Source organism: Paraburkholderia caffeinilytica, assembly GCF_003368325.1.
In the GTDB taxonomy this organism is placed as follows: Bacteria; Pseudomonadota; Gammaproteobacteria; order Burkholderiales; family Burkholderiaceae; genus Paraburkholderia; species Paraburkholderia caffeinilytica.
Genome location: NZ_CP031466.1, coordinates 1,270,293 through 1,294,358, shown reverse-complemented (window position 1 = coordinate 1,294,358; position 24,066 = coordinate 1,270,293). Strand labels below are relative to the sequence as shown.

Genomic DNA, 24,066 nt, shown 5'->3' with positions numbered 1-24,066 from the left:
CAGTCGAAACGTCCATGATAGTCCTGATGCGCGACGCGCTGAACCCCTCGCCGCGCATGCACGGCTCGCGGCGAGGATGCGCCAGGCAAACAATCGCGCGACAATTGGGGCATACGTCGAGTCCTGAGGAGCGAGTCTATGAGTGGCAACGTCGTGGTTCAGGCCATCGCCGCAGTGCTCGCGCTGGCGCTGTATTTTCTGCCGAGCATTCTCGCGGACCGGCGCAAGCGTCATGACGTGCTGACGCTGGCGCTCTTCAATGCATGCATCGGTTGGACGGGTTTTGGCTGGCTGCTCGCACTCTACTGGTCGCTGCAGCCTAACCCGCCGAAGAACGTGGCCGGCGAAGTGGTAGCGACGCGGAAGATCGTGCGGATGCGGGCGTTTTCGTCGGCGCTGCTGATGCGCGTGCAAAGACGCGCCACGCTGCGTGACCGGGAAGAGAAATAATCAGGCGGAAAGAGTCAGGCGCACTAACCCTGCACAATAGGCCGGCGCAAAAGGCAGACGAAAAAACAGGCGCGATAAACCGGCGCAACAATCGGGCGCAATAATCGTGCGCAATAAGCAAGCCGAGCAGACGGCCGATCAAGCCGCCCGGCCCATTCTGCCCCACATCACCGAGCCGGCGGGAATCGAGCGCGGCTCGGCCCGCACGCTCTCGTGCGCGAACATTTCGCGGCGCAGTTCGCCATATTCGTCGAACCACTCGCAGATCAGCCAGTCGCCAGGATTGAGCGCCACCGGACCTGCATACGTCACGGTCATGCGCGAACCGCCTTCCTTCAGCGTGACAACATCGCCGACGTTGAAGCGTGCGGCTGGCGGTGTTTCGAATACCTCAATGGTAGCGGTCAGCATATTCAATCCCCTACGGAACCCGTTGAGCGGAATTAAGTCATCGCATCGTGCTTTGCAACATTGAACCCTGCCGAAGGAAAACTCTAAAAAGTTGGCCAAGATTAACAATCGAAATTAACCGCGGCAAGTGCTTTTTATTGATACCGTTTTCATTGGCATGGGAATAGTGTTTCCCAGCCCACACAGTGGACAAGGAGACCCGGGAAAACCCTTCATAACGACGCCAAGCCCCACCCGTGCGGCATTGCACGATGGCAAAACTTACGGTGGCAAACCTGCTCCGCAAGTAGAAAATGCGAACTTGATTTACCGCATCTAAACCACCCCGACAAACCCGATTCGGGTTTATTCCAATCACCCACAAGCGCAATTACCTATGAACCGAAAACTCATCGGTAAATGCATCCACTCCAAAACCGGTTTTGTTTAAAGTGCATAATAGTTTTTAGCGGCCACCGTTGAAAACGATCTCCCGCCCGCTATTTTCAAACCGCCTGTGCCGCCCGGCGCAGTGCGAGTTGCTGATGCCGCACCAGCAGCACGCTCAAGCCGATACACACGAACATCAGACAGGCGTTAATCGCGAGGCTGTACTGGAACGCATGCGCGTAGGCAGCCGGCGTCTCGCGGCCGCCGATCACGCCGAAAAACGCGCCGCTGATAGCCGCCGTGCCGAATGCCGAACCGATCTGCAAAGTCGACGACACCACGCCCGAGGCAAGCCCCGCCTTCTCCGGCGCGACCTCCAGCAGCACGATGCGCATGATCGACGGCAACAGCAAACCGTGACCGACGCCCGCGCATACCAGTCCGCAATAGAACAGCAGGTCAGGCGTAGCGGCATGGGTCGCGGACCAGCCGGTGACCGTGAAGCCGACCGTCATCATCGAGAAGCCCAGCGCCAGCACATGGCCGCCGATACGCTTGACCACTGCGGGCGACGTCAGCGGCCCGACCACGAAACCGATCGCGAACGGCATGATGGCCATGCCCGAGGCAAGCGGCGTCCAGTGCAGACCGGTTTGCAGAAAGATCCCGTAGGTCAGGAAAAACGCGCTGTTGCAGTAGAACAGGAACGCGAGTACGAGACCCAGTGCGAAGGCCGGATTGCGGAACAATTGCAGATCCACCAGGGGATGGCCGCCGCCGCGCTCGACGCGCCGCTCGGTTGCCACGAATAGCGCGAACGCCGGCACGGCAAGCGCGAACATCGCGAAGGTCCACGCAGGCCAGCCGGCTTCACGGCCGTGCGTCATTGGATAGATCACCAGCAGCAGCACGATCGAGAGCAGCGCGACGCCCTTCAGGTCGATGCCGGTGCGCGTGGCCGGCTGATTTTCCGGCACGAACTTCCAGGTGCCGATGAAGGCCACGATGCCGATCGGAATGTTGATCAGAAAAATGATGCGCCAGTCGAGCCCGAACGGGTGATAGGTGATCAGCGCGCCGCCGCCCAACTGGCCGACGATCGACGAAAGCCCGAAGACGAAACCGTAGAGGCTCATGACCTTGGTCTGCCGATGCAGCGGCACGACCGCGCGGATGGTCGCGAGCACTTGCGGCGCCATGACCGCGGCGGCGATGCCCTGCACGATCCGCGAGATCACCAGCATGTGGCCGCTGGTGGCGAAGCCGCACAGCGCGGAGGCGACCACGAACGCCGCCATCCCGGTCATGAACATGCGACGCCGGCCGAACAGATCGCCGAGACGCCCGCCCGTGATCAGCAACACCGCATAAACCGATGCGTAGGCGGACACCACGAGTTGCAATTGCGCGTTGGTCGCGTTCAGGCCGGTGTGAATCGACGGCAGCGCGAGGTTGACGATGAAATAGTCGAGCGGTGCGAGGAAGGCGCCGACGAACAGCACAGCGAGCGCGAGGCCCTGGCGCTCGAAGCCGGACGCAGCCTTCCCGCCACTGGCTGACGCAGTCTTCCCGGCGCCGGCGACCACGGCACCCACGCCTGGACAAACGGCGGCAGGTCCGCCTGCCGCTCCAGCAAATGCCGCCGGAGCGGGCTTGATGGCGTCTCTATTCATGACCGATCGTTCAAAAATTAGGTAAAAAATTAGACGAGCGCGCGCATGGCGACGTCGACGATTCCAATCAGCGCATCTTCCTTGTGGGCGACTCGCCCCAATACGCGCAGCCCTTGCATCACGCACAGGAGGAAATCGCCCACGGCTTTTTCGTCGAGCGTGGAATTGAAGGCGCCGCTCGCCTGCCCGCGAATCACCGACGCCGCCAGCAATGTCGCCATGCGGCGTTGAATAGCCGCGACGCGAGTGCGCAGTTCCTCGTCGCCGGGTTGCATCTCCAGCGTGGTGTTGGTGATGAAGCAGCTGCGCTCGCCGGTCAACGCGCAGGCGACCCGGGCGTAATGCAGCAAAGCGTTGCGCAGCGCCTCGTCCGCCGGCACCGGCGCGTTCAGCCGTTCGGCCAGCCGGGCGACCGACCCTTCCGCGTAGTGATCGAGCGCGGCGAGCATGATGCCGTGCTTGTCGCCGAACACGCCGTAGAGGCTGCCGCGCAACAGGCCGGTGGCCTTGCAGAGATCGTCGATCGAGGTGGCGTGGTAGCCGTGATTCCAGAAAACCTGGCTCGCGCTCGCCAAAACGGTGTCCGTGTCGAACTCGCGCGGACGCCCCCGAGAGCAGACCTCACCGTCTTTTTTCGCGAATTGCTTCGAATTGCCAGATTGCTTCATGTGACGGATATTATGACTAACCGTTCAACAAAGCAAGGCAAGATTGGAAATTGACGCTGCGTCCTCCCGGTAGGCTCACGCGCGCCTGCTTCCTGCGTCAGTGACTCGGCCGGCCCGGCCTTCACGGGCCGGGGCCGGACCACGGTCCACAACGTCTATTTACCCCACTTCTGCGCAGCGCTCGTGAAGAGCCGGTTAATCTCATTGCCGCTGGCGGCTTCCTTCGTATAGTTGAAGGTGCCGTGATCGCGCATTTCGTGCGCGGCACGCAGAAATGCGCCCAAGGCCGCACGCGCCAGCGAGCCGCCCACACTGACACGCCGCACACCCAGCGCGCGCAGATCCTCGAAACTGAGCAGGACGCCCTGCAAGCCCATCAGCACATTGACCGGCCGGTCGAGCGAACTGACCACGGCGGCGATCTCGTCGCGCGTCTTCAGGCCGGGCGCGTAAAGCACATCCGCCCCAGCCTCCTGGTAAGCCTGCAGACGCCGGATCGTATCGTCGAGATCGGGCCGGTCGACCAGGTAGTTCTCGGCGCGCGCCGTCAGCGTGAAGGGAAACGGCAGAGCCCGCGCCGCCTCGGCCGCCGCGCGCACGCGCTCCACAGCCGCTTCGAACGGGTAGATCGGTGCGTCGGCGCGACCGGTTGCATCCTCGATCGAACCGCCCACCACGCCCGCAGCCGCGGCCTGCACGATCGTTTCGGCGCAGTCTTCCGGGCTGTCGCCGAAACCATTTTCCAGATCGGCGCTGACCGGCAAATCGGTCGCACCGGCGATTTCGGCGAGATGCACCATCATCTGCGCGCGGCCGATGGCGTTATCCGGCAAGCCACGCGAAAACGCGTAGCCCGCGCTACTGGTGGCGAGCGCCTTGAAACCGGCCAGCGCCAACAGCCGTGCGGTGCCAATATCCCAGGGATTCGGGATGATGAAGGCCTCGCCCGCTGCGTGATATGACTGGAATTGCCGTGCTTTTTCGGTTTGCGTTGTCATCGACGGTCCCATTGAAGGCGGCGACCGGCGTAGTGCGCCCATGCGCTGCCGGATCGTCGTCGTGTGCGTTGAAGGGAAAGTGAGTGGAAAATGAACGGAACGTCGCGGCCGGCGGTGGGCTACGCCCGCCAGCCGAGCCTTCATGTGTCCGTAATCGACCAACCGCGCGCTCAGGTTTCGAGCTTCGCGTCCATCGTGATGGTGGCGTTCAGTACCTTGGAAACCGGGCAGCCGGCTTTGGCGTCCGCGGTGGCCTTCTCGAACGCGGCCTTGTCGCCACCGGGGATTTTCACGGCCACATCGAGATGCACCGCGGTGATCGAAAAGCCGCCGCCGTCCTTGTCGAGCGTGACGGTGGCCGTGGTGCCGATGCGTTCCGGCTTGATGCCGGCCTTGCTCAGTTCGGCCGATAGCGCCATCGAGAAACAACCCGCGTGCGCAGCCGCAATCAGCTCTTCCGGATTCGTGCCGATGCCGTCCGCGAAGCGTGTGGCAAACGAGTATTGCGTGTCCTTGAGGACACCGCTGTCAGTGGAAATCGAGCCCTTGCCGTCTTGCAGGCCGCCTTGCCAGACTGCCGATGCCTTGCGCTTCATCGCTCTCTCCTGTTTGTGCCCTGCTTCGCGCCGCTCCTCAACCTTACGTGATGCCGTCCACAACGGTCCAGCCCGGGTATTCGTAGTATCGGCATCGGTCGCGAGTGCCCCAAGGGGATGTCCTTCGGGATGTGCCGCGCGGCGCAAGAGGCGCGGGCGTGGACCGAACTTCATCATAGGCGCTTCCGTGTGCCAGTGTCATGACGACACCAGGCAGCGGTTCGCCGATGCGCGCGCACCGCGCGCCGGACTGGTTGCCGGACTGGTTGCCGGGCAAAAAGCGGGCCTCGCGCCAGGCGGCGCGGCCGCTACTCGGCGAACGGCAGGCTCTCCTGCCCCACCGCGCGCATGTCGAACACGTTCAGCGTCATCGCCACGAGGGCGTAGTAGCCGAGCAGGCCCACCAGGTTAATCACCACCTGGTGACCGAAGCGCCCGACCGCCTTTGCATAGGTGGCATCCGAGACCCGCTTCGTATCGTACAGTTCGCTCGCGAAGTCATGGATCAAGGCGTCGTCGGCGTCCGCGAAGGACGGGCGATGACCCTGGCGAATCGCCTCGGCATCCGCCTCGGCCACACCGGCCTCCAGGGCGATCGGATAATGGATGTACCACTCGGCCTGCGCCTGCCAGCGCGCCGCGGTCACCAGAATCGCCAGTTCCGACAGACGCAGCGGCAAGCCGGTGCGATAGCGGCAGAACGCACCGAGCCGCTGCGCCTGCTGCGCCAGTTCCGGACTATGAATCCAGCCCAGAAACGGGCCGTTCAGATTGCCGCGCGGACCGGACAAAATCTCGTCGAGTACGGCCTTTTGCTCGGGCGTGGCGTCGGGCAATTCGAAATGAGGCAAACGCTCGGTCATCGCGGATCTCGCAGGAAGGGAAAGGGTGTCAGATGGCGGTCAGCGCGCCTTCGATCGCATCCGACAAGCGGCTGACGATCTCGTCGATGTCGCGTGCGGTGCAGATGAACGGCGGCGCCAGCAGCACATGATCGCCGATCTTGCCGTCGACCGTGCCGCCCATCGGATACACCATCAAACCGCGCGCGAAGGCTTCGCGCCGGATCGCCGCGTGCAGTTTCAGTTGCGCGTCGAACGGCGTTTTGTTGGCTCGGTCCCGCACCAGTTCGACCCCGACAAAGAGCCCTCGCCCGCGCACGTCGCCGATATGCGGATGTTGCGCATAGTGCTCGCGAAGCCGGCCACGCAACTGTTCGCCGCGTGCCTGTACGTTCGGCAGCAGGTTGTCGTCGGCAATCACGCGTTGCACTTCGAGCGCCGCGGCGCAGGCGGTCGCGTGGCCGATATAGGTATGCCCGTGCTGAAAGAAGCCCGACCCGCCGACGATCGCCTGATAGATCCGGTCGCTGACCAGCGTCGCGCCGATCGGTTGATAGCCGGCGCCGAGCCCCTTGGCGATGGTCAGCATGTCCGGCGCGACGCCGTCTTCTTCGCACGCGTACAGGTAGCCCGTGCGGCCCATGCCCGACATGATCTCGTCGAGGATCAGGAGCACGCCATAGCGATCGCACACCGCGCGAATCTTGCGAAAATATTCGCGCACCGGCGGCACGGCGCCGGCCGTCGCGCCCACCACCGTCTCCGCAACGAACGCGGCCACCGTGTCGGCGCCGAATTCGAGAATCTTCTGTTCGAGTTCGTCGGCGAGACGCTGCGCGAACTGCTCTTCGGTTTCGTCGGCGCGCTGCTCGCGATACGCGAAACACGGGCTCACGTGATGCGCTTCGATCAGGATCGGCAGAAACGGCTCGCGCCGCCACGCATTGCCGCCGATCGCCAGCGCCCCCAGCGTGTTGCCGTGATAGCTCTGGCGCCGCGCGATGAAATGACGGCGCTGCAACTCGCCCTTCTCCACGAAATACTGGCGCGCGAGTTTCAGCGCCGCCTCGATCGCTTCCGAGCCGCCCGACACGAAGTACACGTGTTCGAGTCCTTGCGGCGCGCTCGCCACCAGACGGTCCGCGAGTTCCTCCGCGACCTGGGTCGTGAAAAACGACGTGTGCGCATACGGCAATTGCTGCGCCTGCCGCTTGATCGCGTCGATCACGCGCTGGTTGCTGTGGCCGAGGCACGAGACGGCTGCACCGCCCGAGGCGTCGATATAGCGCTTGCCGGTGGAATCGATGATTTCGATGCCGTCGCCGGCGACAGCTACCGGCAGTGACTGTTTCGGCGAGCGATGGAATACGGTGGACATGGCTTTCCCTTTCCTTTCTATTCTGTTGGCGGCGGCTCTGCTCAGGCGCCGGTCTGTGCCGGCGGCATGCGTGCAATGACGGTATCGAACGCGCATTGCCCCTGTCGATAGACTTTCATCGAGACACTGTCGCTGCCGATTTCGAAGAGCGCCGTGGCGAGCGTGTTTTCGTCGTCGGGATCGAGCGGATCGTCGCGGTAGATGGGCAGGCCGGCAGGTGCGCGGTCCTGCAGCACGTCGAGCAACGCAGCGGCGGTAATTGGACTGTTGGAGGTGCTCAGCAGATAGTCGACACGCGCCTGCCGGTCACGCGAAGAATCGGTGACGATTTGCGCTTCGGCTTCGCAGCCGGGATGAATCAGATGGTTTGCGTGGCCGGCGATCGTGGACACCGTTTGCACGGCGCATCGCTTTGCGCTTGCCTCGACGCTGAGGAGACGCTCGTCTCCCGCACAGCCGAGCGTGTGGTGAAAGCCGCTCGCAGCCGGCGTGTCGCGCAGGATGTGCAACGTCTCGTCGAGCGAGGCCGCATCGAGCACTGCGCGCGCGAGAATCATGCGCGGCACGCCGGCTGCGGGTACGCGGATGCGTAGATTGTTGATCGCCTGTACGAGACCGGCACGGTTGGCGGCGAAGGTGTGCCCCGGCAGCGATCCCGGATAATAGAAGCTCACGAAGCCAGGCTTGCCGGCAGGCTGCACCTCGACCAGCGAGCAACGCTCGCGCAGGAAGGGGTCGCCGTCTTCATTGTGCGCAATGAAACGCGCATGGCCTTCGACAGCGGCCAGCGTCGTGCAACCGTCCGGCGCGTTGTGAATCAACTCGCCGCGGCAATTCCACAAAAAGAGGTCGTCCGCCGCCCAGCCCAGTCCCGCCGCCATGCCGTCGAGTTCGGTCAGCAGCGCCGGAAAATGTGCCTGGGCCGCATCGCGCAGTTGCTGCACGAACGGATCGCCGCGCCAGCGCCGAACCGCTCGCCACGCGCTGCTCTGCTCCATGTACTCGGCGAACACCGGCCTCGCGAGTTCACCCAGCCGGTAGCCGATGTCATACGGCTCACCGCTCACCTGAAAAAGACTCAAATCCTGCTTCGACGCCACGGCTCGCACCCATTCAACAATCGGTACGCATTTATACTTCTAAACAACATTTGTTGTCAAACGATGTGTCGATGAAGCAAACGGAGCGCCGATGCTCCGCGACCGATGCCCGCGTGGCTCAAACGGAAAACATCAAGGCACGTACGCGCCCTTGTCATGCAGCGATTGCTCGGCGATGGCGAGCTGCTCGACTGCGCCCGCCCCTTCGAGCGCGAGCAGATGCGCGACCAGCGATTCGGAAATCGCCGCGGCCGCCACCAGCGAAGGAAAGAACGACGGGCTTTCGTGCGAAAAAATCAGCACTTTGTCGGCGTTCAACGCGATCGGCGAAACCGCGCTGTCCGTGATCGCGATCAGCTTGCTGCCCTTTTCCAGTGCGGCCTCGGCCACGCGCGCCGCTTCGACCGAATAGGGCGCGAAACTGATGACGATGGTGGCGCTGTCGCGCTCGACCGTGCGCAGTTGCATCTCGAGCGTGCCGGCTTCGCCGTTGAGCAGCGACACCGACGAACGGAACAGCCGGTAACCGTAGACAAGGCCGAATGCCACCGCATAGCAGGAGCGAAAGCCCGCGACATGCACATGCGGTGCGCGCCGCAACAGACGCGCCGCTTCCACGATCACGCGGCCGCTATGCGCGGCGGTGACCTCGAGATTGTGTTGTTGCGCGACCAGCAGGTCGTTAGCCAGCGCGTCTTTCGATTTGACGAGCGAACGGGCGCGGCTGGTGAGCGGCTCGGGCCTCGTGCGTACGCGCGCGACGAACAGATTGCGCAATTCGTTCCAGCCGGGAAAACCCAGTTGCTGCGACAGGCGTACCAGCGAAGCCGGCTGCACTTGCGCCCGCTCGGCCACTTTGCGCATCGACGAGACCGCGACTTCGTCGGGATGATCGAGCAGGAACCCTGCTCCCATCTGGAACTGCGGACTCAGTTCGGAGAAGCGCGCCCGGATCAGGGCGGCGAGCTGGTCAAAACTGTCTGGCATGCGATATACCGGGCGAACGGTCGATAAGAATGACAACAAATGTTACCACCCGGTGCATCGCATCCAACAGAACTTCGAGCGTGCGCGTCATACCCGGCAAAGAAAGCAAGTGCCGCCCCGCACAGGGAACATAACCTCATCCCACCTGCACATCCCATGCCAAACAAAAAAGCGGAAACTCCCACGTGATAAGTTCGTCTGACGCGGACAGACCCTCTACAATCGGAAGCGACCCGTCCGCACCCAACGGCGAAGGAAACGGGAAGTGAGCGCGAAAGCGAACACACCGGTCAACGCCCCGCAGAAACCGAACCTGAAAGTCACCGCGAAAGCGAACCCATAGGAGCGACCCTGATGCAGCAGCCAGAAGCCCTCGGCGGCCTGTCCCACTCGGGTGGAATCGACCACCGCGAACCCGAGCCGGACGGCGCATTCATCCCGACGGAAAATCTCAACGTCGCGAGCGCCACGCAGCATGTGCTGAAGTCTGGCGACACCTTTATCGTCAACGACCCCCTCGGCGATATCACAGGCCACGACGACGGCCTGTTCGTCAACGACACGCGCGTTCTCTCGAGCCTGCGCCTTACCTTCGGCGGCCGCGCGCCCTCGCTGCTGTCAGGCAGCGTCAGCAGCGACAACACTTCGTTTACCGCGCATCTGACCAACCGTCCCCTGCCGCCGCTCGGCGGCGACAGCACACCGGAAGGCGTGATCCACGTCGAACGCGTGCGCGTGCTCTCGGGCACGGTGCTCAACGAAGCCATCGAACTCACCAACTACGGCACGAGCGACGCCGTCGTGCCGCTGTCCATCTCCTTCGCCAGCGACTTTCGCGACATGTTCGAAGTGCGCGGCCTCAAGCGCGACAAACAGGGCCGTGTCGAAGCGGCGCGCATCGAGAACCGTGAAGTGCTGCTCGGCTATATCGGTCTCGACGACGTGGCGCGCAATGTGCAGATCGCCTTCTCGCCGGAGCCGGACAAGCTCTTCGCCGATCGCGCGGACTACACCGTCAAGCTGCCCGCGCAGGCATGCGTGTCGATCTATCTGTCTGTCTCGGTGCAAGTCGTCGCGCAATCCGGCAAGCCGTCCGCGGGCGTCGCACAACCCACGCACGCGGTGAGCGAAGCCCATCTGTCGCAAATCGATGCGAAGCGTCCGCGCGTCGGCCGCGCGGCCGTGCGCGCCGCACTGGTCGACGCCCACCTGGTGATGCGTGAACGGCGCCGAGTCACCGCGCGGGTGCGTTCGAGCAATCCGCTCTTCAACGCGTGGATCGACCGCTCGCTTGCCGACCTCGGTTTGCTGACCACCGATCTCGCCACCGGCCCCTATCCCTACGCCGGTATCCCGTGGTTTTCAACGCCGTTCGGCCGCGATGCGATCATCACATCGTTGCAGACGCTGTGGCTGCAACCGAATCTGGCCGCGGGCGTGCTGCGCTTTCTCGCCGAACATCAGGCACGCGAGAATTCGCCGTTTCGTGACGCGGCGCCCGGCAAGATCATGCACGAGATGCGCAAGGGCGAAATGGCCGCCACCGGCGAAGTGCCCTTCGCGTTGTACTACGGCGGCGTCGACAGCACGCCGCTCTTCATCGTGCTGGCCGGCGCCTACGCGGCACGCACGGGCGATCTCACGCTGGTCGACGAGTTGTGGCCGGCGCTGGAGCGTGCGGCGCAGTGGGTCGCGGGCGTGTGCGACAAGAATCGCCATGGTCTGCTGGACTATCAGCGCGAGTCCGACGGCGGTCTCGCCAATCAAGGCTGGAAGGACAGCCACGATTCGGTCTTCCACGCCGACGGCCGTTTCCCCGACGGTCCGATCGCGCTCGTCGAAGTGCAGGCATATGCGAGTGCCGCCTTCGATACGATGGCTCACTTCGCCAAGCTGCGCGGCCTGCACGATCAGGCAAAGCAATACAGCGAGCGCGCAAAGAAAATCCGTCAGTGCGTCGAAGAAAAGTACTGGATGGAAGAGTCCGGTTTCTATGGCATCGCGCTCGACGGCCATGGCGAACTGTGCCGCGTGATGGCGTCGAATGCGGGGCACTTGCTGGCCTTCGGTCTGCCGTCGCGCGAGCGCGGCGAAGCGGTGGTGCACGCACTCGACTCCACGCTGTTCCATACCGGCTGGGGCGTGCGCACGCTGGCCGCAAGCCAGGCGCGCTTCAACCCGATGGCATACCACAACGGCTCGGTCTGGCCGCATGACAACGCGCTCTGTGCACGCGGCTTGTCGCGCTACGGCGGCAAGGCGGCGGCCGTGCGGCTGTTGCAGGCGCTGTTTCAGGCGGCGGTCAATTTCGACATGCGCCTGCCCGAGCTGTTCTGCGGTTTTCCGCGGCGGCGAGGCGAGCCGCCCACCGCCTATCCGGTCGCTTGCCTGCCGCAAGCCTGGGCAGCGGGCTCGCCGTTCATGATGCTCGAAGCCTGTCTGGGCATCACGATCGACGCGGAGCGGCGCGAAGTCGTGATCGAGCAGCCCATGCTGCCCGAGGGCATCGACTGGCTCGAAGTCGGCGATCTGAAGGTGGGCGACTCGTCGGTGTCGATCACGTTCCGGCGGATCGGCGACAAGGTGGTCGCGTCGGCCGCCGAACAAGGCGACGTGCGGGTGGTCGCCCTTCTGTAGAACCTCGCCTTCGCGGCGGCAAGGAAAGTAAGCGCCGCCCCGCATAGGGGCGGCGCTCATGGACCACTAACAACTCAAGGAAAGCCCAGCGCCGCTGGCATACAGACTAAAAGCGAGACTAAAAGCGAGACTAAAAGCGCAGCAGAGGCAAAACCCCGCTTCTTTATCGCTTGCCAAGCGGCAAAGCCTCGCGCTGCGTCTCTCCGACAAACAACTGCCGCGGCCGGCCAATCTTCTGCTCGGGATCGGCGATCATTTCGTTCCACTGCGCAATCCAGCCAACCGTGCGCGCCATCGCGAAGATACACGTGAACATCGACGTCGGGATACCCAGCGCGCGCTGCACGATGCCCGAGTAGAAGTCGACGTTCGGGTACAGCTTGCGCGACACGAAGTATTCGTCTTCCAGCGCGATCTTTTCCAGCGCCATCGCGAGCTTGAACAGCGGGTCGTCGTGCAGGCCCAGCTCTTCCAGCACTTCATGGCAGGTTTCGCGCATCAGCTTCGCACGCGGATCGTAGTTCTTGTAGACGCGGTGACCGAAGCCCATCAGCTTCACGCCGGAGTTCTTGTCCTTCACTTTCGCAATGAACTCAGGAATGTTGTCGACCGAGCCGATTTCTTCCAGCATGTTCAGTGCGGCTTCGTTCGCACCACCGTGCGCCGGGCCCCACAGACACGCGATACCGGCCGCGATACACGCGAACGGATTGGCGCCCGACGAACCCGCCAGACGAACCGTCGAGGTCGACGCATTCTGTTCGTGGTCCGCATGCAGAATCAGAATGCGATCCAGCGCGCGCACCAGCACGTCGTTGACCTCGTACTCTTCCGCCGGATTGGCGAACATCATCCGCATGAAATTCGCACTGTACGACAGGTCGTTCTTCGGATAGACGAAGGGCTGGCCCACGGTGTACTTGTACGCCATCGCGACCAGCGTCGGCAGTTTCGCGATCATGCGGATCGCGGATACGTCGCGATGCTGCGGATTATTGATGTCGAGCGAGTCGTGATAGAACGCCGACAGTGCGCCAACCGCCGCGACCAGAATCGCCATCGGGTGCGCGTCGCGACGGAAACCGCGGAAAAAGAAATGCATCTGCTCATGCACCATCGTGTGCAGCGTGACGGTGTTGACGAATTCTTCCTTCTGCTGCGCATCCGGCAGCTCGCCCTTCAGCAGCAGGTAGCAGGTTTCGAGGAAGTCGGCGTTTTGCGCCAGATTGTCGATCGGATAACCGCGGTACAGCAGCTCGCCTTTGTCACCGTCGATATACGTGATTTCGGAATTGCATGCCGCCGTCGACATGAAACCCGGGTCGTACGTGAACTTGCCGGTCTGGCCGTACAGCTTGCGGATGTCGATGACATCCGGCCCGAGCGTGCCCTGATAAATGGGCAAATCAATCGTCTGATCGCTGTCGGAAAAGCTCAGCGTTGCGTGTGTCTTCGAGTTCATCTACACATTCCTTTTACTTTCACATCGCACACATGCCGGCATGCGCGATCGTCGGGTCGCCGCGTGGCATGCTCAGGCTCCGCTGCGCATTCTACGGTTCGAAAGCGCATTGATTGCGGCGATTGATCGCAACAATCCATCTCGGCTGGCGCAACATTCGTTGGCGGAAGAATCGGCGTAATCGCCAGAAACACGCGGAAACAAACGGAAGTACGCGGTACGGAACCACACGCAATCTACAAAGCGGTCTCGCCAACCAGATGAAAGTGAGTGCGCGTACTGCAACAATGTTTTGCTGTAGCCAGGCTGCGCAAGCAACGCCGCTCTGCGATACTGAATCCGTGTTTTGCTTCCCCTGCGAACACATCGCTGTCTTTGGCCCGCCGTCCTTCGGCGGGCCTTTTTAATCAGCCAGAAGAACAGGAAGGACCAGATGAATGCCTCTCTCGAAACGCTGTTTCCGGATCATGTCCACAACGAAGACAAGATCGTCACCGCGCTGAATCATCAGGACATCGTCGTGGCGTTGTCGGCGGCGCTGAAGACACAAGACGTGGCGGTGCTGCATATGCTCTACCCGCGTACCGACGCGCGTACCCATCGCAGCCTCGATACGCTAGTGGATGTGCTGCACGGCCACGGCCTGCATGAAGTCGCGGATCTGATCGCGCAGGAAGCGCACTATCTGCTGTTCAAGGACCCCGTGAAGGCATGGAAAGCCTTCCACGAAATTCGCAACGACTCGCTCGCGATCGGCGTGCATCTGTACTACCACGGCCTCGTTGGCGAAGCGGCGGAACTCGCGCTCGATAAAGACGCGCATCGCAAGGCTTGAACTGCACCGGTGATTCAAACGTCCACTGAACGAATGAACTCGTCGACGTAGCGATTGAACGCAGCCGGATGCGCGAGGTTCATCCCGTGCGAGGCGCCACGCACCGTTTCGCGGCGCGAATCCGGCAGCCACGTTTGCAGCGCCGCCGCCGTGCGGCGGAACATGTCGGGGCTTTTTTCGCCGTCGATCAACAGTACCGGGCAGCGCACTTCGGCCGCCTGCCCGGGTACGTAAGCCGGCAACGGGTCGCGAAATTGACGTGCGAGGGTGTGCGCGTTGTCGGTCGCCATCCTGCGAAAACCCGGCGTGCTCATCGCCCAGAAACCAGGGCGGCTCACCGAATCGACGAACAGTTGCAAGCCGGCTTCCACCTCGCCTGTTTCGATCAGTTGCGCGGCTTTTGCGCGCAACGCGTTCACGGTCTCCGGCAAACTCGCGGGCGCTCGCCCGGCGATCTGCAACGGACCGCCCGGGTCGGCGAGCGTCAACGTGCGCACGTACTGCGGATGGCGCCGCGCGAAATGAAATGCGACGCACCCGCCGCGCGAATGACCCACCACGTGCGCCGGCCCGGCGCCGAAACGATCGATGAATTCGGCCACGTCGTCCGCATGTTCGCTCCAGCTGAACGGCTGGCCAGGCTCGGTATCCGTCACCGGCCAGTAATGCGTGAGACTCACCGATACGCAGCGGTATTGCTTCGACAGACCCGCGAGTTGCGGCTGCCAATAGCGGTAGTCGCACAGCGAGCCATGCACGAACAGCAGCAACTCGCCCTCCCCGGCTTCCACATAGGGCATGCGCAGGCCGCTATGCAGTTCGATAAAGGACGGTGAAGCAGACGAGGACGAGGACGAAGCGGAAACGGATTGATTCACGGGTGGTCACGGACGGCACGGCAACGGCTAAAACCGTCGGCGGCGCCGGCTGGAAATGGATTCGACGAGGAAAGCGCGTTCACGTCCCGGAAATTGGGATGCGGAGCGTATTGTCACACAGGCATTCAACATGCGCCGAGGCTCGTTCGGCTCCCTGCTCCCTGCCCGCTACACGGCGCGCGGCACGTTCTCCGTCAAATCATTCGTAGGCACTGTCGTCGAGCAAACCTGCGGCGGCTGCCGCGCCCGCGCCACGTACCGCGCAAGTGAGCGGTTCATCGGCGACGCGGACCTCGAGCCCGAGTTCGTTGGTCAGGCGGCGGCCCAGATTGCCGAGCAGCGCGCCACCGCCGGTCAGCACGATGCCGCTGTGGGCAATATCGGTCACCAGTTCGGCCGGCGCCGTTTCAAGCGCGCGCTTCACAGCGCCGATCACCTGACGCAGCGGGCCCTCGATCGCATCGGCGACGTCGTGGTTGCTCAGTTGAACCGTGCGCGGCAAACCATCCTCGACGCTCCGCCCGGTCGCGTTCATATGTTCGACCGGCACGTCGCGTACGGCCGAGCCGATGCCTTTCTTGACGTGTTCGGCGGTTTGCTCGCCGAGCAGCACGCCGTACAGGTTGCGCACGTAGCTGACGATCGCCATGTCGAAACTGTCGCCGCCCACGCGAATCGCGCCGCTATACGCGAGGCCGCCGAGCGAGATCACGCCGACTTCGGTCGTGCCGCCGCCGATGTCGACCACCATCGAGCCAGTCGCCTCCGACACCGGCAGGCCCGCTCCGACCGCCGACGCCAGCGATTCGCCGATCAGACTGACCTTCCACGCGCCGGCCGCCACCGCGGCTTCCTTGATCGCGCGACGCTCGACCTGGGTTGCGCCCGCCGGCACGCACACGGTGAACGCGGCGCGCCGGCTGAACAGCGGCCGCGGGCGGGCCATGTCGACGAATTGCCGGATCATCTGCTCGGCGGCGGAAAAATTGGCGATCACGCCGTGCCGCATCGGCCGTATGGCTTCGACGTTACCCGGCGCGCGGCCGAGCAGCTGGCGCGCCTCGGTGCCCACGGCCGTCACGCGTTTTTGCCCGGCGGCGGACTCTTTCTGGAACGCCACGACGGACGGCTCGTTCAGCACGATGCCGCCGTTGTCGGTATAGATGAGGGTATTGGCCGTGCCGAGGTCCACCGCCACGGAATGACGGAACAGTCGATCGAAAAGCGGGTAATACGGCGTCGGTCTGGCCATAGGGAGGCTCTGATGTGTCGTTATCCGCCCTTTGCGGGCAGTCTGAAAAATGCGCCCCCGGTTACCCGAACCGCTTGGCACGCCTGGATGGGCGTTGCGCGATCCGCGCGGCGGGGGTGATTTTCATGCTAATGACTAGTTAACGGCAAGCAGATCAGAATCTTTAGGGCCACTTTTCAATTGGGACCGTGTCAGTCGCGCGACAAAGTGCCAAGCGCATGTTCCAGCGCCTGTTTGCCGAGCTCGACGCCGTCCGCGTCGATGGTGTGGCCGATGCCGGGCAAGGCGTAGGCGTCGACGGCATAGCCGGCGTTGCTGAAGGCATCCGCGGCGTATTCCAGTTCCCGGACCGGGATCACTTCGTCTGCTTCGCCGTGCACGAGCGTGAGCGGCGTGCCGTTTTGCGCGACGATCGACGAGGCGAGCCGCCCCGAATACGCGACGACGGCGGCCGCACCTTCCGCGCTGGTCGCCACGTGATGCATCGCCATGATCGAGCCTTGCGAGAAACCGACCAGTGCAAGGCGATCGAAAGAAAGACGCCAGTGCGCCAGTTCCGCCTCGAGCATGCGCCGCAATGCCGGATAGGCGGCCGCCACGCGCGCCTCGCGATTGCCCTCGCTGACGTCGCGCAGGCTGAACCACTGGCGTCCGCCAAAGCCGCCGTCGAACGCGTCGGTGCCGTCGAGCGATGTAAACGCCACGTCCGGCAGGCTCTCGCTCCAGATGTCCGCGAGCGGCATCAGATCGCGCGCGTTGCTGCCCACGCCGTGCATCAGCACCACCAGCGCCTTGGCCGGCGTTGTCGCCGGCGCGCGCCGCCAGCCGTGTTCGAATTGCTCCCAGGCCATATTCAATCCCTTTCTCTGTACTCGCTGTACGTGTGGTTCGTGTTTTCGCAGGCGCGGGCGGCCCCACGCCGCTTCGTGCCGCTCCATGCAGCCTCAGCCGGGAGCATACGCTGCCGGGCCGGTTTCTGCCGTCCGGCCTGCATGGATCGACGACGCCAAAACACGAATGCAGGTATGCTTTTTTGCGAGCATTCGATCGGCCGCCCGGCTCATTGCCCGGGTGGTGAATGGAACGCCGCGCCCAACGTTCGTCGCATCGCCATCCGGAGAATCGTTTGAGCCAGCCCGCTTCCGCGCCTGCCGCCCCACCTGCACCACCTGCACCGCCTGCGCCGCCCCCGCCGCTGCACGGCGGCAAACTGGTTCTGGCGACCATCGCCGTTGCGCTCGCCACTTTCATGAACGTGCTCGACACGTCGATTGCGAACGTCGCGATTCCGACCATTTCGGGCAACCTCGGCGTCTCGGTCGATGAAGGCACGTGGGTCATCACCGTGTTCGCCGCGGCCAATGCCGTCTCGATTCCGCTGACCGGCTGGCTCACGCAACGCATCGGCCAGGTCAAGCTGTTTGTCGGCGCGATTCTGATGTTCGTGCTGGCTTCGTGGTTGTGCGGCATTGCGCCTACGCTGCCGATCCTGCTGGTCGCACGGGTGTTCCAGGGCGCGGTGGCCGGCCCGCTGATTCCGCTCTCGCAAGCGATTCTGCTCGGCTCGTATCCCAAGGAGAAATCGTCGACCGCGCTCGCGCTATGGGCCATGACGGCCACCGTCGGCCCGATTGCGGGTCCCGCGCTCGGCGGCTGGATCACGGATAGCTACAGCTGGTCGTGGATCTTCTACATCAACATCCCGGTCGGCATTTTCGCGGCCGGCGTGACGTGGATGATCTATCGCACGCGCGAGTCGGCAACCCGCAAGCCACCCATCGACGTGGTCGGGCTCGGCCTGCTGATCACGTGGGTCGCCTCGCTGCAGATCATGCTCGACAAGGGCAAGGATCTCGACTGGTTTTCGTCGCCGGTGATCGTGATTCTCGGCATCACGGCGCTGATCAGTTTCGCGTTCTTCCTCGTGTGGGAATTGACCGAAGAAAATCCGATCGTCGATTTGCGTCTGTTCCAGCAGCGCAATTTTCTCGGCGGCACGATTGCGATTTCGGTCGCGTACGGCGTGTTCTTCGGCAATCTGGTGCTGCTGCCGCAATGGATGCAGGAATATCTGAACTACCGCTCCGTGGATGCCGGCCTCGTCACCGCGCCGCTCGGCGTCTTCGCGGTGCTGCTCGCGCCGGTCATGGGCCGCGTGCTGCCGCGCTCGGACGCGCGCATCATCGCGACCCTCGCGTTTATCGGCTTTGCGATCGTGTTTTATATGCGCTCGAAGTACGTGATCGAAATCGACACGTGGCACCTCGTGCTCCCCACGCTGCTGCAAGGCATTCCGATGGCGCTGTTTTTCGTGCCGCTGACGGCGATCATTCTGTCGGGCCAGCCGCCGCACAGGATTCCGGCGGCCGCCGGCCTGTCGAATTTCGTGCGGGTGTTTTGCGGCGCGGTGGGCACGTCGATCGCCGGCAACGAGTGGAACAACCGCACAGTGCTGCACCATGAACGGCTCACTGAACAGGCTACCGTGAACAACCCGCTGTTCAACCAGCAGATCGATTCGACCCAGTCGCTGCTGCAGCTGAATCCGCAATCGGCGCACGCGCTATTCGATTTCACGGTGAACACCCAGGCCGCGATGATGGGCCTGAACGACATCTTCTATGTGTCGGCGATCATTTTCATTCTGATCATTCCGCTGATCTGGATCACGAAGCCGGCCAGGGGTGGCGGCGCGGGCGCGGCGGGCGCGCACTGATTGCGGTATTTTTCGGCGCTGCGTCAGCGGAAATAGCGCGCGGGCGTATCGCCGAAGGCATCGCGAAATACCGCGATAAACGACGACACGTCGTTGTAGCCGACGTCGAGCGCCACCTGCGTGACGCTCGCCCCGCCGCCCAGGTGCTCCAGTGCAGCCAGCAACCGCAGTTGTTGCCGCCACTGGCCGAAGGTCTGCCCGGTTTCCTTGACGAAAAGCCGAGCCGCCGTGCGAGCGGTTACGCCGGCGGCCCCAGCCAGATCGTCGAGCACGGCCGGTTGCGCCGGGTTGGCGTTCAGTGCTTCGGCGATCCGCTGGATTCGTGGATCTTGCGGCCAGTGCAGTGCGAGAGGCGCTGTGGGCAACCCCGCCAGGCGATCCAGCAAGACTTGCAGAAGGCGCTCAGCGGGTTCGTCGAGCGGTTTGTCGTGCGGCAGATCGGCTGCGGCGCCCAGCAAGGCTTCCGCCAGACCGTCGAGCGCCAGCGCGACGCTTTGCGCGGGCAGCGGCGCGGCATCCGCATCGGCATACAGCGAATGCAGCCGCACCGGCTCGACAGCCGACAGGCAATGCTGCACGTTCGCCGTCAGCCAGAGCGCGTGACCCGGCGGCACGACCCATCGTCCGGTTTCGGTGCGTACCGTCAGCACGCCGGCGCTCACATGGATCAGCCGCGCGCGACGGTAGGCGCGCCACAGTTCGTCCAATGTGTCGGTACGCTCGTCGACCACGAATACCGGACGCTCAACACCGTCCGGGTCGAAGGCTTGCATCATCAATGTCTGTTTTGCCCTGTTGCAACAGAAAACACAGCAAGACTAACACAAGCTTCGCACAACGCTCCTCGAACCCGGCCGTGCCTTGCGTCATACAATTCGCGCCAGGTTGCCAGTAGAATCGCGGCTCCAACGGTCCGAGCCCCATGAACTACGCATCCATCCTCGAACAGATTCATCGCGATCTTCAGCCTTATCTGGGCACCGGCAAGGTCGCCGATTACATTCCCGAACTCGCGAATGTCCCCGCCGACAGTTTCGGCATGGCGATCGTCACGGCCTCCGGCGACGTGTTCCGCACCGGCGCCGCCGACACGCGCTTTTCCATCCAGAGTATTTCGAAGCTGTTTGCCTGCACCATGGCCTTCCGGCTGCTCGGCGACGCGCTGTGGCAGCGCGTGGGGCGCGAGCCGTCCGGCAATGCCTTCAATTCGCTGGTCCAACTCGAAGCCGAACACGGCAAGCCGCGCAATCCGTTCATCAACGCGGGGGCGCTGGTCGTCACCGACGTGCTGTGCCGGCGCTTCGTGCAGGCCGAAACGGCGCTGGTCGAATTCATGCGGCGTCTGACGGGCGAAATCAGCATCGACTACGATTTGCGCGTCGCGCAGTCGGAATTGCAGCACGCCCATCGCAACCGCGCGATGGCGCATTTCATGGCGAGCTTCGGCAACATGGAGATGCCGCCGGAAGTGGTCATCGACGCTTATTGCCGGCAGTGCGCGATTTCGATGAGCTGCGTGGAACTGGCGAAGGCGGCGCTATTTCTGACCAATCATGGGGTAGTGCCCGCCACCGGCGAACGGATTCTCGACACCAGTTCCGCCAAGCGGCTCTCCGCGCTGATGCTGACCTGCGGCACGTATGACGCGGCGGGCGATTTCGTCTACCGGGTCGGCTTGCCGGCGAAAAGCGGCGTGGGTGGCGGGATCGTTGCAGTGCTGCCAGGCGAGATGGCCGTGTGCGTGTGGTCGCCGGGGCTGGATGGCAACGGCAATTCGCTGGCAGGGGTCAAGGCATTGGAATGGCTGACCACACTCACCGGGCAATCGATCTTTTGATACCGCCGACGCGGCTCGCGTCACGACGGCGATCCCACTGGCGCTATCTCACCCCCACCGTCCGGCGAGAGCTTTGCGCTCGATGTCCTTCGCGAACAACGGTGTCTCTTCGGCATTGTGGGCGGTTAGGGCCTGCTGCGCGAGCTCGCTCGCTTTGGCGAAGGGCACGCCACGCTGCTCGAGCACCTGGAGATAGTCTGGCGTGGCGCGGACTTCCACGCTGTTGGTCAATCTAGTCGTGTCGGCATCGACAGCGTCGACGTTGAAAGACCAGATCACGACGATCTTGACGCGGCTGCCGATGTCCGGACCGATTGAGTCCGACAACGACACGAGACGGCAATGGCTGCGCCCCGCGATGTCTTCGACATAGTGCTGCACCATCAGATTGCCGACGTGCTCCACATTGATGGACATGCGCTTGCCTTCAGGCGTGAGCGTTGCGGCCGCGGCAATGTGATTCTTCGAACAGGCCTGATATTCGCTGTCGGTCAGCGTGAACACCCATTCGGTCAGATCGATGGGCGCAAGCGGCGCATGAATGGTGGCTTCGGCGGTCGAGCTGGCGATGACTTCATGGGTCATTTGTCGTTCTCCGGAATGTCAGACTGACAGCTGCGCAACGATTTCGTCGGTCGAAACAATGGCGTTCGCGTAAGCCGGCATATTGAACCGGAGCGAGGCGTCCATCTCGGCCTGACCGAAGCTGCCGATCGCATCCTTCACGAGCGTGACTTCGTAGCCGAGCTCGGCGGCAAAGCGCACGGTGGACTCGATGCACGTGTTGGCGCGCATGCCGATCACGATGAGCTTGCGCACGCCGTGCTTCTTGAGCTGGAGGTCGAGATCCGTATTGGCGAATCCGCTCGAGAGCCAATGTTCCTGCGCGACGACCTCGCCGGGACGCGGCTCGAAATCGGGGTGAAAGCTGCCGCCCCACGTGCCGTCGGCAAACACGCGCCCCTTGTCGGCGGAGGCCCCGATGGGCGGAATCGTCTTCCAGTGACTGTGCAGATCGCATTCGCGCCAACGGTGGTGAGGGGCGATGAAGACCTGCAAGCCCGCCGCCCGAGCTGTAGCGAGAACCTGCCGCATATGCTCGACGACGCGGTTCGCTTCGAGGGTCGAGCGGCTGAGTTCGTAAAGCTTGCCGCCCTCCGACAGAAAATCGTTGTAGGGATCGACGATCAACAGCCCCGTCAATTCAGACTCGTACGTCAGCTCGGACGTCGACTGGTTTGCCATATCCCATGCTCCTCTGCTTCGTTGATCGTGTCGCTACAATATTTGAAGTCACTAGATTTGTAAAGGACATCACGGCGATGCACGACGGTGGCGATCTTGGATTGCACAGCGGACAGGTTCACAATGCGGGGTTCAGTGAGAGACCGAGATGAAACAACAGACTACTGGCGAGACGCTTTGCCCCCTCGCCCGCGCGGCTGCCGTCATTGCGGACCGCTGGACGATCCTGATCCTGCGCGAGCTGAGAATGGGGAATGACCGCTTCGACGGCATTCAGGCACAGACCGGCATGTCGCCCAACCTGCTTACCCAGCGCCTCAAAACCATGGAGGACAACGGGCTCATCGAGCGCCGGCTCTATCAGGAGCGACCCAGGCGGCACGCTTACTGCATTACCGACAAGGCGCGCGAGCTCGACGCAATGATGCTGACCCTTCGCTTATGGGGGATGCGGCACTGCGGGCTGGATCCGCAGGCTGAAGGCGCTGTGACGATGAAGCATCGTCGGACCGGCGCGATCATCGGTAACGACTGGCAACCCGAAGAAGCGGATTTACCTTTCAGCTTCAGCCAGGTCGAAACCCGGATAAATGCAGCATGGGCCGCCGAACGCGCCGCTCGCGCGGACGCTTTCGCCGCAGGGCGGCGCATTCAGGTTGCCAACCGCACGCCGCGGAAAAAACGTGCCGAGGCCGCGTCGAAAACCGAAAGCGAAAAACGCGCTCCGCGAAAACGCAATGCTGTTTCCGCGAAGAACTGACCTTTACGCCGCCCCACGTGCAATCCTGCCCGCCTGCTGCATTCAGACAAGCGGTGCGTCGTCAGTCGCCTGTCGCCCGGTCTTCGCGTGGCCTTTTTTAATCGTCGCTGGATCGCGCACGATCGTAACGGCACACGGGGCATAGGCGAGAACCTGGCGGGCGACTGAGCCGATCAGCCAGCGATCGAACGGCGTATGGCCGCGATGCCCGACGACAAGATGATCGATCTCGTGCTGCTCCGCATAGAGCACGATCTCCTTCGCGGGCTGCCCTACCACGAGGTCGAACGCGGGACGTTCACCCCAGGAGGTGAGCTTCGCCTTGATGTCGTCGAGGATTTCGTTGGCGTGGCGCACCTCGTAGTCGACGATTTCCGTTCTTTCCAGTTCGATTGCGCCCCAATCCGGCGCGCGCGCCACCACAAGGACATGCAGCCGCGCATCGAAACGCTTCGCGAGGTCGACCGCGAAAGTGACAGCATGTCGCGCGGACGGCGACCCGTCATAACCCACCAGCACATTTTTCATGGTCTGCTCCCGTCCGGCTTAGACCGGAATACGCTTTGAGTGAGCCGCGACCGTTCTTCGACATCGCCGCGCCGACGCCACAGCGCGTGTCGTTACCTCGCGGGCATGCCGTGAAGATCATGGCGAACGACGTCGATACGCATGGCGTTCGATCAGTTGTCGTCGCTGCGGCTCGGAAGATGTTCGTGAGGAACGGGCTCTGCCGCGTTAGCGTCGGGAAGGTCGTCTTTCGCGGGTTTCGACGAGCCCGGCGAGCCGGTCTTGCGGGTCGTCTCCAGTGACGGCTGTGCGGGGTCGAGCGGCTTGTCGGTCGACCTGGGGGAAGGATCGGAGGGCATGGTTTGCTCCTACGCCGATGAGACTGTTTCTACCATGATAGACCCCATCGACACCGCGATGGGACTGGCGCGAAAGGCGTGGCATGGACCGCCGCGCCGCTCATTT

24 protein-coding genes are annotated in these 24,066 nt (G+C 63.2%); 6 read left to right on the top strand and 18 right to left on the bottom strand.

Going from position 1 to position 24,066, the window contains the following annotated elements:
• The first annotated feature begins 138 nt into the window (after positions 1 to 138).
• The gene (locus DSC91_RS05880; protein WP_115777259.1) at positions 139 to 450 is read left to right on the top strand and encodes a superinfection immunity protein; all 312 of its coding nucleotides are present in this window, start codon (positions 139 to 141) and stop codon (positions 448 to 450) included.
• A gap of 138 nt (positions 451 to 588) precedes the next feature.
• Here DSC91_RS05880 and DSC91_RS05875 read toward each other — a convergent pair whose 3' ends face one another.
• The 9 genes from DSC91_RS05875 to DSC91_RS05835 form a co-directional block, all read right to left on the bottom strand.
• Positions 589 to 861, bottom strand: coding sequence for a YodC family protein (locus tag DSC91_RS05875; protein ID WP_115777258.1), 273 nt, complete (start codon positions 859 to 861; stop codon positions 589 to 591).
• Between the two features lie 485 nt (positions 862 to 1,346).
• Positions 1,347 to 2,903: an MFS transporter gene (locus DSC91_RS05870; protein WP_115777257.1), complete on the bottom strand. Its 1,557-nt coding sequence runs from the start codon at positions 2,901 to 2,903 to the stop codon at positions 1,347 to 1,349.
• Between the two features lie 29 nt (positions 2,904 to 2,932).
• Positions 2,933 to 3,571, bottom strand: a complete 639-nt coding sequence (locus DSC91_RS05865) for a TetR/AcrR family transcriptional regulator (protein WP_115777256.1) — start codon at positions 3,569 to 3,571, stop codon at positions 2,933 to 2,935.
• 155 nt (positions 3,572 to 3,726) lie between these two features.
• The gene (locus DSC91_RS05860; RefSeq protein ID WP_115779710.1) at positions 3,727 to 4,569 is read right to left on the bottom strand and encodes an isocitrate lyase/PEP mutase family protein; all 843 of its coding nucleotides are present in this window, start codon (positions 4,567 to 4,569) and stop codon (positions 3,727 to 3,729) included.
• Positions 4,570 to 4,739: 170 nt separating this feature from the next.
• The gene (locus DSC91_RS05855; protein WP_054035350.1) at positions 4,740 to 5,165 is read right to left on the bottom strand and encodes an OsmC family protein; all 426 of its coding nucleotides are present in this window, start codon (positions 5,163 to 5,165) and stop codon (positions 4,740 to 4,742) included.
• Between the two features lie 308 nt (positions 5,166 to 5,473).
• Positions 5,474 to 6,028: a carboxymuconolactone decarboxylase family protein gene (locus DSC91_RS05850; protein ID WP_115777255.1), complete on the bottom strand. Its 555-nt coding sequence runs from the start codon at positions 6,026 to 6,028 to the stop codon at positions 5,474 to 5,476.
• A 28-nt stretch (positions 6,029 to 6,056) separates the two neighbouring features.
• Complete coding sequence (locus tag DSC91_RS05845) at positions 6,057 to 7,385, bottom strand: aspartate aminotransferase family protein (protein WP_115777254.1); 1,329 nt, start codon at positions 7,383 to 7,385, stop codon at positions 6,057 to 6,059.
• A 41-nt stretch (positions 7,386 to 7,426) separates the two neighbouring features.
• Positions 7,427 to 8,467 (bottom strand): C45 family autoproteolytic acyltransferase/hydrolase, encoded by a 1,041-nt coding sequence (locus tag DSC91_RS05840; RefSeq protein ID WP_115779709.1) that lies wholly within the window; start codon positions 8,465 to 8,467, stop codon positions 7,427 to 7,429.
• A gap of 150 nt (positions 8,468 to 8,617) precedes the next feature.
• Positions 8,618 to 9,472, bottom strand: a complete 855-nt coding sequence (locus tag DSC91_RS05835) for a MurR/RpiR family transcriptional regulator (RefSeq protein ID WP_115777253.1) — start codon at positions 9,470 to 9,472, stop codon at positions 8,618 to 8,620.
• A gap of 354 nt (positions 9,473 to 9,826) precedes the next feature.
• On the opposite strand from DSC91_RS05835, the gene DSC91_RS05830 reads away from it, so the two are divergent.
• Positions 9,827 to 12,109: an amylo-alpha-1,6-glucosidase gene (locus DSC91_RS05830; RefSeq protein WP_115777252.1), complete on the top strand. Its 2,283-nt coding sequence runs from the start codon at positions 9,827 to 9,829 to the stop codon at positions 12,107 to 12,109.
• Between the two features lie 163 nt (positions 12,110 to 12,272).
• On the opposite strand, the gene gltA is transcribed toward DSC91_RS05830, so the two are convergent.
• A complete protein-coding gene (gene gltA, locus DSC91_RS05825) occupies positions 12,273 to 13,571 on the bottom strand; it encodes a citrate synthase (RefSeq protein ID WP_115777251.1) in 1,299 nt (432 codons plus the stop codon).
• Positions 13,572 to 14,004: 433 nt separating this feature from the next.
• Between gltA and DSC91_RS05820 the strand changes: the two genes are divergently transcribed.
• Positions 14,005 to 14,406, top strand: a complete 402-nt coding sequence (locus DSC91_RS05820; protein WP_115777250.1) for a hypothetical protein — start codon at positions 14,005 to 14,007, stop codon at positions 14,404 to 14,406.
• A gap of 14 nt (positions 14,407 to 14,420) precedes the next feature.
• On the opposite strand, the gene DSC91_RS05815 is transcribed toward DSC91_RS05820, so the two are convergent.
• The 3 genes from DSC91_RS05815 to DSC91_RS05805 all read right to left on the bottom strand — a co-directional run bounded on the left by DSC91_RS05815 (position 14,421) and on the right by DSC91_RS05805 (position 17,387).
• A complete protein-coding gene (locus DSC91_RS05815) occupies positions 14,421 to 15,206 on the bottom strand; it encodes an alpha/beta fold hydrolase (RefSeq protein WP_115777249.1) in 786 nt (261 codons plus the stop codon).
• A gap of 277 nt (positions 15,207 to 15,483) precedes the next feature.
• On the bottom strand, positions 15,484 to 16,536 hold the full coding sequence (gene mreB, locus DSC91_RS05810; protein ID WP_115777248.1) for a rod shape-determining protein: 1,053 nt from the start codon (positions 16,534 to 16,536) through the stop codon (positions 15,484 to 15,486).
• Positions 16,537 to 16,727: 191 nt separating this feature from the next.
• The gene (locus DSC91_RS05805; RefSeq protein ID WP_115777247.1) at positions 16,728 to 17,387 is read right to left on the bottom strand and encodes an alpha/beta hydrolase; all 660 of its coding nucleotides are present in this window, start codon (positions 17,385 to 17,387) and stop codon (positions 16,728 to 16,730) included.
• Positions 17,388 to 17,662: 275 nt separating this feature from the next.
• On the opposite strand from DSC91_RS05805, the gene DSC91_RS05800 reads away from it, so the two are divergent.
• Complete coding sequence (locus tag DSC91_RS05800; RefSeq protein ID WP_115779708.1) at positions 17,663 to 19,252, top strand: DHA2 family efflux MFS transporter permease subunit; 1,590 nt, start codon at positions 17,663 to 17,665, stop codon at positions 19,250 to 19,252.
• A 23-nt stretch (positions 19,253 to 19,275) separates the two neighbouring features.
• On the opposite strand, the gene DSC91_RS05795 is transcribed toward DSC91_RS05800, so the two are convergent.
• A complete protein-coding gene (locus tag DSC91_RS05795; RefSeq protein ID WP_115777246.1) occupies positions 19,276 to 20,028 on the bottom strand; it encodes an AraC family transcriptional regulator in 753 nt (250 codons plus the stop codon).
• 146 nt (positions 20,029 to 20,174) lie between these two features.
• On the opposite strand from DSC91_RS05795, the gene DSC91_RS05790 reads away from it, so the two are divergent.
• Positions 20,175 to 21,089, top strand: coding sequence for a glutaminase (locus DSC91_RS05790; protein WP_115777245.1), 915 nt, complete (start codon positions 20,175 to 20,177; stop codon positions 21,087 to 21,089).
• 48 nt (positions 21,090 to 21,137) lie between these two features.
• Here DSC91_RS05790 and DSC91_RS05785 read toward each other — a convergent pair whose 3' ends face one another.
• Together DSC91_RS05785 and DSC91_RS05780 are read right to left on the bottom strand one after the other, a co-directional pair.
• Positions 21,138 to 21,674: a hypothetical protein gene (locus DSC91_RS05785; RefSeq protein ID WP_115777244.1), complete on the bottom strand. Its 537-nt coding sequence runs from the start codon at positions 21,672 to 21,674 to the stop codon at positions 21,138 to 21,140.
• Positions 21,675 to 21,692: 18 nt separating this feature from the next.
• Positions 21,693 to 22,334, bottom strand: a complete 642-nt coding sequence (locus DSC91_RS05780) for a cysteine hydrolase family protein (RefSeq protein ID WP_115777243.1) — start codon at positions 22,332 to 22,334, stop codon at positions 21,693 to 21,695.
• 148 nt (positions 22,335 to 22,482) lie between these two features.
• Here DSC91_RS05780 and DSC91_RS05775 point away from each other — a divergent pair, with 148 nt between their 5' ends.
• Entirely contained in the window at positions 22,483 to 23,094 is a 612-nt protein-coding gene (locus DSC91_RS05775; protein ID WP_115777242.1) for a winged helix-turn-helix transcriptional regulator, read from the top strand.
• Positions 23,095 to 23,136: 42 nt separating this feature from the next.
• Here the strand turns inward: DSC91_RS05775 and DSC91_RS05770 are convergent, their stop codons facing one another.
• Complete coding sequence (locus DSC91_RS05770; protein WP_115777241.1) at positions 23,137 to 23,622, bottom strand: universal stress protein; 486 nt, start codon at positions 23,620 to 23,622, stop codon at positions 23,137 to 23,139.
• Between the two features lie 152 nt (positions 23,623 to 23,774).
• A complete protein-coding gene (locus DSC91_RS05765) occupies positions 23,775 to 23,960 on the bottom strand; it encodes a hypothetical protein (RefSeq protein ID WP_115777240.1) in 186 nt (61 codons plus the stop codon).
• Between the last annotated feature and the right edge of the window lie 106 nt (positions 23,961 to 24,066).

What these genes read in the sequence shown, in the direction of transcription:
- DSC91_RS05780 (WP_115777243.1), bottom strand. Translation starts at nt 22,334, where the DNA reads ATGGCAAACCAGTCGACGTCCGAGCTGACGTACGAGTCTGAATTGACG.
- DSC91_RS05775 (WP_115777242.1), top strand. Translation starts at nt 22,483, where the DNA reads ATGAAACAACAGACTACTGGCGAGACGCTTTGCCCCCTCGCCCGCGCG.
- DSC91_RS05855 (WP_054035350.1), bottom strand. Translation starts at nt 5,165, where the DNA reads ATGAAGCGCAAGGCATCGGCAGTCTGGCAAGGCGGCCTGCAAGACGGC.
- DSC91_RS05845 (WP_115777254.1), bottom strand. Translation starts at nt 7,385, where the DNA reads ATGTCCACCGTATTCCATCGCTCGCCGAAACAGTCACTGCCGGTAGCT.
- DSC91_RS05815 (WP_115777249.1), bottom strand. Translation starts at nt 15,206, where the DNA reads ATGCCCTATGTGGAAGCCGGGGAGGGCGAGTTGCTGCTGTTCGTGCAT.
- DSC91_RS05860 (WP_115779710.1), bottom strand. Translation starts at nt 4,569, where the DNA reads ATGACAACGCAAACCGAAAAAGCACGGCAATTCCAGTCATATCACGCA.
- DSC91_RS05865 (WP_115777256.1), bottom strand. Translation starts at nt 3,571, where the DNA reads ATGAAGCAATCTGGCAATTCGAAGCAATTCGCGAAAAAAGACGGTGAG.
- DSC91_RS05835 (WP_115777253.1), bottom strand. Translation starts at nt 9,472, where the DNA reads ATGCCAGACAGTTTTGACCAGCTCGCCGCCCTGATCCGGGCGCGCTTC.
- DSC91_RS05850 (WP_115777255.1), bottom strand. Translation starts at nt 6,028, where the DNA reads ATGACCGAGCGTTTGCCTCATTTCGAATTGCCCGACGCCACGCCCGAG.
- DSC91_RS05875 (WP_115777258.1), bottom strand. Translation starts at nt 861, where the DNA reads ATGCTGACCGCTACCATTGAGGTATTCGAAACACCGCCAGCCGCACGC.
- DSC91_RS05830 (WP_115777252.1), top strand. Translation starts at nt 9,827, where the DNA reads ATGCAGCAGCCAGAAGCCCTCGGCGGCCTGTCCCACTCGGGTGGAATC.
- mreB (WP_115777248.1), bottom strand. Translation starts at nt 16,536, where the DNA reads ATGGCCAGACCGACGCCGTATTACCCGCTTTTCGATCGACTGTTCCGT.
- DSC91_RS05765 (WP_115777240.1), bottom strand. Translation starts at nt 23,960, where the DNA reads ATGCCCTCCGATCCTTCCCCCAGGTCGACCGACAAGCCGCTCGACCCC.
- DSC91_RS05785 (WP_115777244.1), bottom strand. Translation starts at nt 21,674, where the DNA reads ATGACCCATGAAGTCATCGCCAGCTCGACCGCCGAAGCCACCATTCAT.
- DSC91_RS05805 (WP_115777247.1), bottom strand. Translation starts at nt 17,387, where the DNA reads ATGGCCTGGGAGCAATTCGAACACGGCTGGCGGCGCGCGCCGGCGACA.
- DSC91_RS05795 (WP_115777246.1), bottom strand. Translation starts at nt 20,028, where the DNA reads ATGATGCAAGCCTTCGACCCGGACGGTGTTGAGCGTCCGGTATTCGTG.
- DSC91_RS05880 (WP_115777259.1), top strand. Translation starts at nt 139, where the DNA reads ATGAGTGGCAACGTCGTGGTTCAGGCCATCGCCGCAGTGCTCGCGCTG.
- DSC91_RS05790 (WP_115777245.1), top strand. Translation starts at nt 20,175, where the DNA reads ATGAACTACGCATCCATCCTCGAACAGATTCATCGCGATCTTCAGCCT.
- DSC91_RS05870 (WP_115777257.1), bottom strand. Translation starts at nt 2,903, where the DNA reads ATGAATAGAGACGCCATCAAGCCCGCTCCGGCGGCATTTGCTGGAGCG.
- gltA (WP_115777251.1), bottom strand. Translation starts at nt 13,571, where the DNA reads ATGAACTCGAAGACACACGCAACGCTGAGCTTTTCCGACAGCGATCAG.
- DSC91_RS05820 (WP_115777250.1), top strand. Translation starts at nt 14,005, where the DNA reads ATGAATGCCTCTCTCGAAACGCTGTTTCCGGATCATGTCCACAACGAA.
- DSC91_RS05770 (WP_115777241.1), bottom strand. Translation starts at nt 23,622, where the DNA reads ATGAAAAATGTGCTGGTGGGTTATGACGGGTCGCCGTCCGCGCGACAT.